The sequence below is a fragment of the Pseudomonas sp. NPDC087614 genome, assembly GCF_044743485.1.
Lineage (GTDB): Bacteria > Pseudomonadota > Gammaproteobacteria > Pseudomonadales > Pseudomonadaceae > Aquipseudomonas > Aquipseudomonas baetica_A.
The window spans coordinates 19,320-32,491 of record NZ_JBIUWN010000046.1 but is presented as its reverse complement, the minus strand read 5'-3'; the positions used below and the strand labels follow the sequence as shown (position 1 = coordinate 32,491).

Below are 13,172 nucleotides of genomic sequence, written 5' to 3'. Positions count from 1 at the left end.
AACTCCCCGGGTGGGGCCCCTGCCCGGCCCCGCCCGCCCGTTGTCGCACCGGGGGCCCGGCCCCCTCGCCCGTGGTGAGCGGGTGTGCATCATCGGCCGCAACGGCACTGGTAAATCCAGCATGATGAAACTGGTCAAGGGCGACCAGAAGCCCGATGACGGCTCGGTGTGGCGTGCCCCCGGTCTGAAAATCGGCGAATTGCCGCAAGAATTGCCGGTGGCTGACGAGCGGACGGTGTTTGACGTGGTGGCTGAAGGCCTCGACGGTGTTGGCGCCTTGCTCGCCGAGTATCATCACCTGAGCCAGAACATCGTCACCGATGCCGATCTGGACAAACTGATGCACGTTCAGCACGACCTCGAAGCCCGTGACGGCTGGCGCTTGCAGACCCTGGTCGACAGCACACTGAGCCGCCTGCAATTGCCGGCTGACAAGACCCTTGCCGAATTGTCCGGTGGCTGGCGTCGTCGCGTGCTGCTCGCGCAGGCACTGGTGTCCGAACCCGATCTGCTGCTGCTCGACGAACCCACCAACCACCTGGACATCGGTGCAATTGCCTGGCTCGAAGAAGCGCTGAAAGATTTTCAGGGCGCCGTGCTGTTCATCACGCACGACCGTTCCTTTCTGCAAAACCTTGCCACGCGCATCCTCGAACTGGATCGCGGCGGCCTGATCGACTGGAACGGCGACTACGCCAGCTTCCTCGTCCACAAAGAGGCCGCGCTGGCTGCTGAAGAAACCGCCAACGCGCTGTTCGACAAGCGTCTGGCTCAGGAAGAAGTGTGGATCCGTCAGGGCATCAAGGCGCGTCGTACCCGTAACGAAGGTCGCGTTCGCGCCCTGAAAGCCCTGCGTGTCGAGCGCAGCGAACGTCGTGAGCGTACCGGCAAGGCCAATATCCAGCTGGAAACCGCCGACAAGTCCGGCAAGCAAGTGATGGTGCTGGAAAATGTCAGCTTTCATCACCCGGACGGCCCGTTCCTGATCAAGGACTTCTCGATGGTGCTGCAGCGCGGCGACCGTATCGGTTTGCTTGGCGCCAACGGTACCGGCAAGACGACCTTGCTCAAGCTGATGCTCAACGGCCTGCAACCGACCAGCGGTAAAGTTGAAGAGGGCACCCGGATCGATGTGGCTTACTTCGATCAATTGCGCCATCAGCTGGATCTGGAAAAGACCGTGATCGACAACGTCGCCGAAGGTCGCGACTTTATCGATATCGATGGCCAGAGCCGTCATGTGCTGAGCTACCTCGGCGACTTCCTGTTCAGCCCGCAGCGTGCTCGCACGCCTGTCAAGGCGTTGTCGGGTGGTGAGCGTGCTCGCCTGCTGTTGGCAAAGCTGTTCAGCAAACCAGCGAACCTGTTGGTACTCGACGAACCGACCAACGACCTCGACGTGGAAACCCTTGAGCTGCTCGAAGAGGTGCTGCTGACCTTCAACGGCACTGTACTGATGGTCAGCCACGACCGGGCATTCCTCGACAACGTCGTCACCAGCACCCTGGTCTTCGAAGGCGAAGGCAAGGTGCGCGAATACGTCGGTGGTTATCAAGACTGGATTCGTCAGGGCGGCTCGCCGCGTCTGCTGGGTGTAACCGAGAGCAAGTCGGGCAAGGCTGACCTGAACTCGGCGGTGGTGACGGCTGAGCCGGCTCCCGTCGCAGCGCCTGCCGTTGCTGCCCCTGCTGCAAAAAAGAAGCTGAGCTACAAGTTGCAGCGCGAACTGGAAGCGTTGCCGGGTGATATTGACGCCAAGGAGCAACAAATCGCTGCCGTAGAGGCCGAAATGGCCGAAGCCGGTTTTTATCAGCGTCCTGCGGCAGAGACTGCCAAGGTGATTGCCTCGCTTGAGCAATTGCAGGCCGAGCTGGATGCACTGGTGGAGCGTTGGGCCGAGTTGGATGCCTGATTGATCCAGATGTAAAAAAGCCCGGCGTTCAGTCATGAGCGCCGGGCTTTTTACGTAGTGTTGAAATCCATGGTAGGAGCGGGTTTGCTCACGAAATCGGTATATCACGCGACATCAAATTGGATGTGCCGACGTTTTCGCGAGCAGGCCCGCCCCTCAGGGTGATGCATTTCACTGTTTGACCAGGTGCACCGCTAGCACGTCACAAGGCGCGCCGTGCAGTACATCGTTGGCGGTCGAGCCGAGCAACAGCGCCAGACCATGGCGTCCATGACTGCCCACCACGATCAGATCGCACTCATGCTCCTTGGCAAAATGGTGGATTTCCTGGCGTGGCTGGCCGTAGGTCAAGTGGCAGTCGGCGCCTTTGAGTTCGCAATACTTGAGTTTCAGGCGCTCAAGGCGTTCCTTGGCTTGATCGAACTGCTGCTGTTGCAGTTGTGATAGATCCATCGGCACGTCGCCGCCGAACGCCATGGCCATCGGCTCGACGATATGCACCAGCGAGAGCTTGGCGTCATTGCTCACCGACAGCTCTCGGGCGCGGTGGATCACAGGATCGCACTCTTCGGTCAGATCGACGGCGACCAGGATATGGGAGTAGGGCATGAGGTGCTCCTCGTGACGGTTCAATACTGTTAAGTATGGCTGGTTTCAACAAAGTGACACAATGCGCTCACCTTAAGTCGGGAGTAGAGATATGACGGTCTGGTTGGTGGTGTCAATCCTGTTGGTGGTTCTGAGCCCGCTGGCATGGTTGCGCCCATCGCGTGTGCAGAGCGGTCGAATGGCCCTGCGCATGGAGGCGCGGCGTATCGGGCTGGCTATGCAACTGGCGCCTCAGGAGTGGCCGCACTGGCTGTCTCAGGAGCCTCCCAATCCGTGTGCTCAATACCATCGGCCGCGGCGTGGCAGTCAGCCAGCGTGCTGGACTTACTGGCAGAAGTCGCCAGGGATATGGGTCAATCAATGGCAGGAAGTCTGCGAAGACCGGGCGCTGCTCAATCATTTCGAAAAGTTGCCAGGAAACGTGTTCAAGGTCGAGGCCGACAAGCAGATGATCGCCTTGTACTGGGGCGAAAAGGGTGAAGCCGCAGTTTTGCAGGATATCGATGCCACACTGAAAGCGCTGGCGTAACCCGCGGACATTTCGTACTGCAATGGTGCGCATCGTCCGGCAGACGAGCAACAAAAAGCCCGACATGATTCATCGGGCGGGGGCCAGGCAGGCCGGTAACTGTTTTTATCGCTGATTCACATTTGCGGAGTCAGCGAATCTCCCTGTAGTCCAGCCAGCGTAGCCCCTTAAACAAGGCTCGATGAGAATTAGGGCGACTTTTCTAACTATTGATTCTATGAATGGCTTCACATGCAGATGCGTGTTGCCGGTCTTCGTGGAGCGGAAATGACTGCAAAGTCGCCTTTCAACCCGTATTTTGGGCGATTGACAATTGTCGGAAATTCCGTGAAGGTGGCGTACCCAAATCAAACGGGCGTATGAATTGAGCGTTTGTCTTACAGATCGCTCCTACAGAATCCCGACTATCGCGTTGGCGGGTGTGCCGGGTGGATTGGCGTTAGCATCGACGAAAAAGCGTCCTGCCAAGCCATTCGCCTGCGTCCGACGTGTACTGTTCAGCTTCCATATCGTGGAGATCAGTTGATGATTTACGAAGGTAAAGCCATCACGGTTAACGCTCTTGAAAGTGGCATCGTCGAATTGAAATTCGACCTCATGGGTGTGTCCGTCAACAAGTTCAACCGTCATACCCTGAACGAGCTGCGTCAGGCCGTAGACACCATCAAGGCAGATGCTTCGATCAAGGGTGTGATCGTCAGCAGTGGCAAGGACGTGTTCATCGTCGGCGCCGACATCACTGAATTTGTCGAAAACTTCAAGCTGCCGGATGCCGAGCTGGTTGCTGGCAATCTCGAAGCCAACAAGATCTTCAGCGATTTCGAGGACCTCAACGTTCCGACCGTAGCGGCCATCAACGGCATCGCCCTGGGCGGCGGTCTGGAAATGTGCCTGGCAGCTGACTATCGCGTCATGTCGACCAAGGCCAAAATCGGTCTGCCGGAAGTCAAGCTGGGCATCTACCCAGGCTTCGGCGGTACCGTGCGTCTGCCGCGCCTGATCGGTGTCGACAACGCTATCGAGTGGATTGCCGCCGGCAAGGAAAACCGCCCTGAAGACGCCCTGAAAGTCAGCGCGGTCGACGCCGTGGTTGCTCCAGAGAAGCTGCAGGAAGCTGCCCTTGAGCTGATCAAGCGTGCCATCTGCGGCGAGTTCGATTTCAAGGCCAAGCGTCAGCCGAAGCTGGAAAAACTCAAGCTGAACGCCATTGAACAAATGATGGCTTTCGAAACCGCTAAAGGTTTTGTTGCCGGTCAAGCTGGCCCGAACTACCCGGCGCCGGTCGAAGCGATCAAGACCATCCAGAAAGCCGCCAACTTCGGTCGTGACAAGGCGCTGGAAGTCGAAGCCGTAGGTTTTGTCAAACTGGCCAAGACCTCTGCCGCGCAGAGCTTGATCGGTCTGTTCCTGAACGATCAGGAACTGAAGAAGAAGGCCAAGGCCTACGACGAAATCGCCAAAGACGTGAAGCAGGCCGCCGTACTCGGCGCTGGCATCATGGGGGGCGGTATCGCCTATCAGTCGGCGTCCAAAGGCACGCCGATCCTGATGAAGGATATCAACGAACACGGTATCGAGCAGGGTCTGGCCGAAGCCGCCAAACTGCTGGTTGGCCGCGTTGACAAAGGTCGTATGACCGCCGCGAAAATGGCTGAAGTGCTCAACGGCATTCGTCCGACGCTGTCCTACGGCGATTTTGGTCACGTTGACCTGGTTGTTGAAGCTGTCGTCGAGAACCCGAAAGTCAAGCAAGCCGTGCTGGCGGAAGTCGAAGACAAGGTTAAAGAGGACACCATCCTCGCGTCCAACACCTCGACCATTTCCATCAGCCTGCTGGCGAAAGCCCTCAAGCGCCCGGAAAATTTTGTCGGCATGCACTTCTTCAACCCGGTGCACATGATGCCGCTGGTAGAAGTGATTCGTGGCGAGAAGTCCAGCGAGCTGGCTGTTGCCACCACCGTTGCCTACGCCAAGAAAATGGGCAAGAACCCGATCGTCGTCAACGATTGCCCGGGCTTCCTGGTCAACCGCGTGCTGTTCCCGTACTTCGGCGGTTTCGCCAAGCTGGTCAGCGCTGGTGTGGACTTCGTCCGCATCGACAAGATCATGGAAAAATTCGGCTGGCCGATGGGGCCTGCCTACCTGATGGATGTGGTCGGCATCGACACCGGTCACCACGGCCGTGACGTGATGGCTGAAGGCTTCCCGGATCGCATGAAGGATGACCGCCGTTCGGCTGTCGACGTGCTTTACGAAGCCAAGCGTCTGGGCCAGAAAAACGGTAAGGGCTTCTACGCCTACGAGACCGACAAGAAAGGCAAGCAGAAGAAAGTTGCCGATCCGTCGGTACTGGAAGTACTCAAGCCGATCGTTTACGAGCAGCGCGAAGTCACTGACGAAGACATCATCAACTGGATGATGATTGCGCTGTGCCTGGAAACCGTGCGTTGCCTGGAAGACGGCATCGTTGAAACTGCCGCCGAAGCCGACATGGGTCTGGTCTACGGTATCGGTTTCCCTCCATTCCGTGGCGGTGCGCTGCGCTACATCGATTCGATCGGTGTTGCCGAGTTCGTTGCCCTGGCTGACCAGTACGCTGATTTGGGCGCGCTGTACCACCCGACCGCGAAGCTGCGCGAAATGGCCAAAAACGGCCAGAGCTTCTTCGGTTAAGCGCCCCCAACTAGAGTGAGAGTGAACTTATGAGCTTGAATCCTAGAGACGTCGTGATTGTCGACTTCGGTCGTACACCGATGGGCCGCTCCAAGGGCGGCATGCACCGCAACACCCGCGCTGAAGACATGTCGGCGCACCTGATCAGCAAATTGCTGGAGCGCAACGCCAAGGTCGATCCTGCTGAAGTCGAGGACGTGATCTGGGGCTGTGTAAACCAGACCCTGGAGCAGGGCTGGAACATTGCGCGCATGGCGTCGCTGATGACCCAGATCCCGCACACCTCGGCCGGCCAGACCGTCAGCCGTCTGTGTGGCTCGTCGATGAGCGCTCTGCACACTGCTGCACAAGCGATCATGACCGGTAACGGTGACGTGTTCGTGGTTGGTGGCGTCGAGCATATGGGTCATGTGAGCATGATGCACGGTGTCGATCCGAACCCGCACATGTCTCTGTACGCTGCGAAAGCCTCGGGCATGATGGGCCTGACCGCTGAAATGCTTGGCAAGATGCACGGCATCACTCGTGAGCAGCAAGACGCCTTTGGCGTGCGTTCCCACCAACTCGCCCACAAGGCCACCGTGGAAGGCAAGTTCAAAGACGAAATCATCCCGATGCAGGGATATGACGAGAACGGTTTCCTGAAACTGTTCGACTACGACGAAACCATTCGTCCGGAAACCACCCTGGAAAGCCTGGCGGCCCTCAAGCCTGCCTTCAATCCAAAGGGCGGCACCGTGACTGCCGGTACTTCGTCGCAGATCACCGATGGTGCTTCGTGCATGATCGTGATGTCGGCGCAGCGTGCGCAGGACCTGGGTATCCAGCCGATGGCGGTGATCCGCTCGATGGCAGTGGCGGGTGTGGATCCGGCAATCATGGGCTATGGTCCAGTTCCGGCTACACAGAAAGCCCTGAAGCGTGCAGGTCTTGTCATTAACGATATCGACTTCTTTGAGCTCAATGAAGCTTTCGCCGCACAGGCTCTGCCAGTGCTGAAAGATCTGAAAGTACTCGACAAGATGAATGAGAAGGTTAACCTGCACGGCGGCGCGATTGCCCTGGGTCACCCGTTCGGTTGCTCCGGTGCGCGTATTTCCGGCACCCTGCTGAACGTGATGAAGCAGAATAGCGGCACCTTCGGGGTGGCCACTATGTGCATTGGTCTCGGCCAAGGCATCTCCACCGTCTTCGAACGCGTTTAAGCGTCTCGTTGATGGAAGCCGGGGCCAAGTGCCCCGGTTTTTGTTTTTGTGGATTTATTTTGTTTTTTTTTGAAAAAATTTGAGTGAGGGCCGAAGCATGCCGATACAACCTGGGCTCTACCAACATTACAAAGGTCCGCAGTACCGTGTATTCAATGTTGCGCGGCATTCCGAGACCGAAGAAGAAGTGGTCTTTTACCAAGCCCTGTATGGCGATTATGGCTTTTGGGTGCGCCCTTTGAGCATGTTTCTCGAGTCAGTCGAGGTTGACGGCGAGCAGGTGCCACGCTTTGCTTTGGTGCAAGCCGAACCGAGCCTTTTTTCCAAGGCATGAGGCGAGTGCGCGCAGCACCCTGTGCTTGACCTCACCTTGTATCAACTATATATAGCGGTGCCGCGTCAGGCGCCAACCGCCTTTCACTTCTAGAATTCAGGAATTTTCTGATCCATGGGCAAATCGCTGGTCATTGTGGAATCCCCGGCTAAGGCCAAGACCATCAACAAGTATCTGGGTAACCAATACGTGGTGAAGTCGAGTATCGGCCATATCCGAGACCTGCCCACCAGCGGTTCGGCTAGCGCCAGCAAAGAGCCAGCCGCCAAGCGCGGCAAGGCTGCCGTGGGCGAAGGGCCGGTGCTCACGCCGAAAGAGAAAGCGCGTAAGCAGTTGGTCTCGCGTATGGGGGTCGATCCCGATCATGGCTGGAAAGCCCAGTACGAGATCCTCCCGGGTAAAGAGAAGGTCATCGAAGAGCTGCGCCGGCTCGCCAAAGACGCTGACACCATCTATCTCGCAACCGACTTGGATCGCGAGGGGGAAGCCATTGCCTGGCACCTGCGCGAAGCCATTGGTGGTGACGACAGCCGCTACAAGCGCGTGGTGTTCAACGAAATCACCAAGAAAGCGATTCAGGAAGCCTTCTCCGAGCCGGGCGAGCTGGACATCGATCGTGTGAATGCCCAGCAGGCGCGTCGTTTCCTCGACCGCGTCGTGGGTTACATGGTCTCGCCACTGCTGTGGGCCAAGATCGCCCGTGGCTTGTCTGCCGGTCGTGTGCAATCGGTTGCGGTGAAACTGGTGGTCGAGCGCGAGCGCGAAATCCGTGCCTTCAACCCTGAAGAATACTGGGAAGTGCACGCCGATTTAGGCACCACCAAAGGCTCGACCGTGCGTTTCGAAGTAGCGCGCGAGAAGGGCGAAGCCTTCAAGCCGCTGAACGAAGCCCAGGCAACTGCAGCGCTGGAGAAGCTGAAGTCTTCCAGCTACAGCATCGTCAAGCGCGAAGACAAGCCGACCAGCAGCAAGCCTTCGGCACCGTTCATCACGTCCACCCTGCAGCAGGCAGCGAGCAATCGCCTGGGCTTCGGGGTGAAGAAAACCATGATGATGGCCCAGCGTTTGTACGAAGCTGGCTACATCACTTATATGCGTACCGACTCGACCAACCTCTCGGCTGACGCCGTGACGATGGCACGCACTTACATTGAAGACGAGTTCGGCAAGAAGTACCTGCCGGAAACACCAAACGTCTACAGCAGCAAAGAAGGTGCACAAGAGGCTCACGAAGCGATCCGTCCTTCCGACGCCAACACCACGCCGAGCAAGCTGGCCGGCATGGAGCGTGACGCTGAGCGCCTCTACGAGCTGATCTGGCGCCAGTTCCTCGCTTGCCAGATGCTGCCCGCGCAATACCTGTCGACCACCGTGAGCGTCGCCGCTGGTGACTTCGAGCTGCGTGCCAAGGGCCGTATCCTCAAGTTCGACGGCTACACCCGCGTAATGCCGCAGATCGCCAAGCCTGGCGATGACGATGTTCTGCCGGACATGGCACAGGGCGACGTGATGAAGCTGATCAAGCTTGATCCGTCCCAGCACTTCACCAAGCCACCGGCGCGTTACTCCGAAGCCAGCCTGGTCAAGGAAATGGAAAAACGCGGCATCGGTCGTCCTTCGACCTACGCTGCGATCATTTCGACCATTCAGGATCGCGGCTATGTGACGCTGCATAACCGTCGTTTCTATTCGGAAAAAATGGGCGACATCGTCACCGAACGCCTGTCGGAGAGCTTCTCCAATCTCATGGACTACGGCTTTACCGCCGGCATGGAAGAGAACCTCGATGACGTGGCTCACGGCGAGCGCGACTGGAAAAACGTGCTGGACGAGTTCTACGGCGACTTCAAGAAGAAACTCGAAGTGGCGGAGAACCCGGACAACGGCATGCGTGCCAACCAGCCGGTCATGACCGACATTCCGTGCACCACGTGCGGCCGTCCGATGCAGATTCGTACCGCGTCGACCGGCGTATTCCTCGGCTGCTCGGGCTACAGCCTGCCACCGAAAGAACGCTGCAAGGCCACCGTCAACCTGGTGCCGGGAGACGAAATCGCTGCAGACGACGAGGGTGAGTCGGAGTCGCTGGTACTGCGTGGCAAGCATCGCTGCCCGATCTGCAGCACGGCGATGGACGCATACCTGCTCGACGAGAAGCGCAAACTGCACATTTGCGGTAACAATCCGGATTGCGCCGGATACGAAATCGAAGAAGGCAGCTATCGCATCAAGGGCTATGAAGGTCCAAGCCTTGAGTGCGACAAGTGCGGCAGCGAGATGCAACTCAAAACCGGCCGTTTCGGCAAGTTCTTCGGCTGCACCAGCCCGACCTGTAAAAACACGCGCAAACTGCTCAAGAGCGGAGACGCGGCGCCGCCGAAGATGGATCCGGTGAAGATGCCTGAGCTGAAATGCGAAAAAGTCAACGACACCTACATCCTGCGTGATGGTGCGTCCGGTCTGTTCCTGGCGGCCAGTCAGTTCCCGAAAAACCGTGAGACTCGTGCTCCATTGGTGATCGAGATTCTGCCGCACAAGAGCGAGATTGATCCAAAGTATCACTTCCTGTGTGAAGCGCCGCAGAAGGATCCTGATGGTCTGCCAGCGGTGATCCGCTACAGCCGCAAGACCAAGGAGCAATACGTACAGACCGAAGTCGACGGCAAGCCTACCGGTTGGAAGGCTTACTACGACGGCGGCAAGTGGGCGGTTGAAGACAAGCGCAGCGCAAAGGCCAAGGCTGAGTAAGCGTTAGTCACATACTGAAAGGGCCGCATGAGAACCTTTGGGTTTTCATGCGGCCTTTTTGTTTTGTGCTTGCGGTGGGATTGGCTGATCCACGACACTGTCCGGCCTGTGTGAAGCAATTATTTCGTTGTGGAGGCAGCCGTCATGGCCCACGAACTCTATACCCGTACCAATCAGAAGATTTATTTTGCCGGCCTGTCGCTGGAAGCTCTGGCTCGAGCTGAAGAGGGGCGGGCGATGAATTCTTTGGCGCTGATTCAGGCCGGACGTGAATCGGCGCTGTTTCACCTCTACGGTGCCTTGTTGGGGCTTTGTCATGAAATCGCCGGTTTCTACCGTCTGCCTCAGGCAAATGAACCCCGGGCGGAGATGCTGCTGACGTGCGACGTGCTTGAGTCGATTGCTATCCCCGAACTGGCTGAAATGGTTGAGTTGGCGGGCAATTCGCAAACCTGGCTGGCCAAACTGTTAGCAGCGCATTCGGCGTTGTTCCAGCCGCCGAGGGTACCGCACAAACCCAAGGGAGATGTGACACAGCCGCTGATCCAGGCGGTTAATCTGGATGAAGAAGAGGTGCTAGGTGAGTTGAGTCGAGAGGAGTTGGAGAGCTGGCGGCAGAACCTGAAAGCTCTGGCGATCCGTTTTCGCGAAGGCTTGAATGAGTGCTGAGGGAGATTGACGCGGTGGCAATCTGAAACATGCTGCTGGTCAAGATCCCGAGCGAAGCCTGGATGATGTCTATATAATGCCTGCCTTTCGTGGAGAACAGACCTATATGCCAACGTCCTTTCTAGAAATTGTCGAGTTACCCGACGGCCGAATCGAACTGCGCAGGGCTGAGGACGAGGGGTCTCTGGTGACTCTGGATTTCTCCGAGGATGCCAAGACATTCCTGCAGGGCCAGCATGTAGAAATCGCCAAGGCGATGCTGAGCGTCGGCGTGCAGATGGCGGGTCGGATGATTGAGGGGGATTTTGACAAGGAAGAAGGGCCGCGGGTTCTTCATTGATCCCCGTCTGCTTTCCTGTTTGTCCTGTCGCTTCAGATCGGCTTCTCTATCCTTGGAGAAGCCCGGCGCTTCAAACAGCGCCCGTAACCAGCCAGCTAACCCAATCGAATATTCAGGCTCTGGGCGTTGCCCTTGCGTGCAGCGCTGATCAATTGTTGTCGTGAACCCGTGTTCAGTGGATTGAGCCAAGTGACTACAGTGTGACTTCGCCCCAGGCGCAAGGCTTCGCACGCCAGTTGCTGAGCACTTTGAGTGCCCCTCGGTTGCAGCAATAGAATGCGCTCGCGGTTCAGCCCTGCATCCCGCAGCCACGCTTGTGTCAGGCTGGCAGGTGGTGCAATCAGCGTTAGCCAGCGTGCGTCCTGATCATCGCTCAGTTCGCGAAGGATCGGAGCCAGCAGGTTTAGGCAGTTCCCGGTGGCACCGCGCAGTGACAGTTCACTGAATACTTCCGGTTCAACACTCCACGGGCGCTCGACCACTTCTTTCAGGATCGGCGCTATCGGTTGCGCTAGAAACGCTTCGAATAAAGGCAGTTGTGTCTGTTGAGGTGTGTGTGGGAACTGCATAAAGCCTCCTTTAACGGCGGATTACGCCGACACTCAAGCCTTCGATAACCAGTTCCTGATCTTTCAGGTCGACTTCGATGGGGGCAAACTCAGGGTTTTCTGCAATCAGCCAGACTTTGCTGCCTTCGCGCTTGAAGCGTTTGACGGTGACTTCATCACCGATGCGGGCGACGACAACCTGACCATTACGCGCTTCACGGGTGGTGTGAACGGCCAGAAGGTCGCCATCGAAAATGCCGATGTCCTTCATGCTCATGCCGTGTACGCGCAGAAGATAGTCGGCGCGAGGGTGGAAGAATGCAGGATTGATGTTGCAGGATTCTTCGATGTGCTGTTGGGCGAGGATCGGTGCGCCAGCAGCGACTCGGCCGATGATTGGCAGGGTCGAGTCGTCGGCTTTGGCTTCGAAACCGGGGATGCGAATGCCACGGGATGCACCTGGGGTCATCTCGATGGCGCCCTTGCGAGCCAGCGCCTTGAGATGTTCTTCCGCTGCGTTGGGCGACTTGAAACCCAGTTCATGAGCGATTTCTGCGCGGGTCGGCGGGTAGCCGTTGTCTTCAAGGCAGCGTTTGATAAAGGCCAGAATCTCGGCTTGGCGTGGCGTCAGCTTTAGCATATTGATCGCTCTGTCTTTTTATACAGTGACTGGGATTATATACAGTGAAGCGGTCTTGGCAATGCCCGTTTTTTTACAGGCCGCCGGACGGTCGGCAGGCCTGCTTATTAATGCATCGGTCTTGTGTGGTTAAATAGCTGACCGACCATTCCCAAAACGAACTGGCAGGCTTGACAAGGCACAGGCTGAAACGTATGTTTCAAACAAGTGTTTGTCAGGCGGAGTAGCCATGGCCCAGTCGGAAACCGTTGAACGCATTCTTGATGCTGCCGAGCAGTTGTTCGCGGAGAAAGGTTTCGCTGAAACCTCATTGCGTTTGATCACCAGCAAGGCCGGCGTCAATCTGGCAGCGGTGAACTATCATTTCGGCTCGAAGAAAGCGCTGATTCAAGCGGTCTTCTCGCGCTTCCTCGGGCCGTTTTGCACGAGCCTTGATAAAGAGCTGGAACGGCGTCAGGCCAAGCCTGAAAACAAACCCACCCTTGAAGAGTTGCTGGAAATCCTCGTCGAGCAGGCGCTGGTGGTTCAGCCACGTAGCGGCAATGACCTGTCGATTTTCATGCGTCTGCTTGGTCTCGCATTCAGCCAGAGCCAAGGCCACTTGCGTCGTTATCTGGAAGACATGTACGGCAAGGTATTCCGCCGCTATATGCTGCTGGTCAACGAGGCGGCGCCACGTATTCCTCCGATCGAGTTGTTCTGGCGCGTGCACTTCATGCTCGGTGCTGCTGCGTTCAGCATGTCCGGCATCAAGGCCTTGCGTGCGATTGCTGAAACCGATTTCGGCGTCAACACCTCCATTGAGCAAGTCATGCGCCTGATGGTGCCGTTCCTCGCCGCGGGCATGCGTGCCGAAACCGGCGTCACCGACGCGGCCATGGCCACCGCTCAGCTGCGTCCGCGCAGCAAATCAATGCCGGTCGCCGCCAAGGTTTAACCGCGCACGGGTGGGCGCGGCAGCTTGT

At 57.6% G+C, this 13,172-nt stretch carries 12 protein-coding genes; 9 read left to right on the top strand and 3 right to left on the bottom strand.

All coding sequences use genetic code 11. From position 1 onward, the window contains the following. Window positions 1-10: 10 nt before the first annotated feature. Window positions 11-1,912 (top strand): ATP-binding cassette domain-containing protein, encoded by a 1,902-nt coding sequence (locus ACIOWA_RS17545; RefSeq protein WP_401160984.1) that lies wholly within the window; start codon window positions 11-13, stop codon window positions 1,910-1,912. A 171-nt stretch (window positions 1,913-2,083) separates the two neighbouring features. Here ACIOWA_RS17545 and ACIOWA_RS17540 read toward each other — a convergent pair whose 3' ends face one another. Beyond that, a complete protein-coding gene (locus ACIOWA_RS17540; protein WP_339433394.1) occupies window positions 2,084-2,521 on the bottom strand; it encodes a universal stress protein in 438 nt (145 codons plus the stop codon). 91 nt (window positions 2,522-2,612) lie between these two features. Here ACIOWA_RS17540 and ACIOWA_RS17535 point away from each other — a divergent pair, with 91 nt between their 5' ends. The 7 genes from ACIOWA_RS17535 (at window position 2,613) to ACIOWA_RS17505 (ending at window position 11,019) form a co-directional block, all read left to right on the top strand. After that, entirely contained in the window at window positions 2,613-3,050 is a 438-nt protein-coding gene (locus ACIOWA_RS17535) for a hypothetical protein (RefSeq protein ID WP_339433393.1), read from the top strand. Window positions 3,051-3,575: 525 nt separating this feature from the next. Then, window positions 3,576-5,723 carry a fatty acid oxidation complex subunit alpha FadB gene (gene fadB / locus ACIOWA_RS17530; protein WP_401160963.1) on the top strand — a complete coding sequence of 716 codons (2,148 nt, stop codon included), beginning with the start codon at window positions 3,576-3,578 and terminating at the stop codon, window positions 5,721-5,723. 29 nt (window positions 5,724-5,752) lie between these two features. Next, on the top strand, window positions 5,753-6,928 hold the full coding sequence (gene fadA / locus ACIOWA_RS17525) for an acetyl-CoA C-acyltransferase FadA (RefSeq protein ID WP_339466195.1): 1,176 nt from the start codon (window positions 5,753-5,755) through the stop codon (window positions 6,926-6,928). Between the two features lie 97 nt (window positions 6,929-7,025). Then, entirely contained in the window at window positions 7,026-7,262 is a 237-nt protein-coding gene (locus ACIOWA_RS17520) for a DUF1653 domain-containing protein (RefSeq protein ID WP_042560169.1), read from the top strand. A 114-nt stretch (window positions 7,263-7,376) separates the two neighbouring features. Beyond that, window positions 7,377-10,010 (top strand): type I DNA topoisomerase, encoded by a 2,634-nt coding sequence (gene topA, locus ACIOWA_RS17515; RefSeq protein WP_401160961.1) that lies wholly within the window; start codon window positions 7,377-7,379, stop codon window positions 10,008-10,010. Window positions 10,011-10,154: 144 nt separating this feature from the next. Then, window positions 10,155-10,679, top strand: a complete 525-nt coding sequence (locus ACIOWA_RS17510) for a DUF6586 family protein (protein WP_401160959.1) — start codon at window positions 10,155-10,157, stop codon at window positions 10,677-10,679. 106 nt (window positions 10,680-10,785) lie between these two features. Beyond that, window positions 10,786-11,019 carry a hypothetical protein gene (locus ACIOWA_RS17505; protein WP_221733227.1) on the top strand — a complete coding sequence of 78 codons (234 nt, stop codon included), beginning with the start codon at window positions 10,786-10,788 and terminating at the stop codon, window positions 11,017-11,019. Window positions 11,020-11,114: 95 nt separating this feature from the next. Here ACIOWA_RS17505 and sulA read toward each other — a convergent pair whose 3' ends face one another. Together sulA and lexA are read right to left on the bottom strand one after the other, a co-directional pair. Next, window positions 11,115-11,588 carry an SOS-induced cell division inhibitor SulA gene (gene sulA / locus ACIOWA_RS17500; RefSeq protein ID WP_339433388.1) on the bottom strand — a complete coding sequence of 158 codons (474 nt, stop codon included), beginning with the start codon at window positions 11,586-11,588 and terminating at the stop codon, window positions 11,115-11,117. Window positions 11,589-11,598: 10 nt separating this feature from the next. Further along, complete coding sequence (gene lexA, locus ACIOWA_RS17495) at window positions 11,599-12,207, bottom strand: transcriptional repressor LexA (protein ID WP_401160957.1); 609 nt, start codon at window positions 12,205-12,207, stop codon at window positions 11,599-11,601. 229 nt (window positions 12,208-12,436) lie between these two features. On the opposite strand from lexA, the gene ACIOWA_RS17490 reads away from it, so the two are divergent. After that, entirely contained in the window at window positions 12,437-13,144 is a 708-nt protein-coding gene (locus ACIOWA_RS17490; protein ID WP_339433387.1) for a TetR family transcriptional regulator, read from the top strand. Window positions 13,145-13,172 lie beyond the last annotated feature (28 nt).

Coding starts and splice junctions, on each gene's coding strand:
- lexA (WP_401160957.1), bottom strand. CDS start 12,207: ATGCTAAAGCTGACGCCACGCCAAGCCGAGATTCTGGCCTTTATCAAA.
- ACIOWA_RS17540 (WP_339433394.1), bottom strand. CDS start 2,521: ATGCCCTACTCCCATATCCTGGTCGCCGTCGATCTGACCGAAGAGTGC.
- ACIOWA_RS17520 (WP_042560169.1), top strand. CDS start 7,026: ATGCCGATACAACCTGGGCTCTACCAACATTACAAAGGTCCGCAGTAC.
- fadA (WP_339466195.1), top strand. CDS start 5,753: ATGAGCTTGAATCCTAGAGACGTCGTGATTGTCGACTTCGGTCGTACA.
- ACIOWA_RS17490 (WP_339433387.1), top strand. CDS start 12,437: ATGGCCCAGTCGGAAACCGTTGAACGCATTCTTGATGCTGCCGAGCAG.
- ACIOWA_RS17510 (WP_401160959.1), top strand. CDS start 10,155: ATGGCCCACGAACTCTATACCCGTACCAATCAGAAGATTTATTTTGCC.
- ACIOWA_RS17505 (WP_221733227.1), top strand. CDS start 10,786: ATGCCAACGTCCTTTCTAGAAATTGTCGAGTTACCCGACGGCCGAATC.
- sulA (WP_339433388.1), bottom strand. CDS start 11,588: ATGCAGTTCCCACACACACCTCAACAGACACAACTGCCTTTATTCGAA.
- fadB (WP_401160963.1), top strand. CDS start 3,576: ATGATTTACGAAGGTAAAGCCATCACGGTTAACGCTCTTGAAAGTGGC.
- topA (WP_401160961.1), top strand. CDS start 7,377: ATGGGCAAATCGCTGGTCATTGTGGAATCCCCGGCTAAGGCCAAGACC.
- ACIOWA_RS17535 (WP_339433393.1), top strand. CDS start 2,613: ATGACGGTCTGGTTGGTGGTGTCAATCCTGTTGGTGGTTCTGAGCCCG.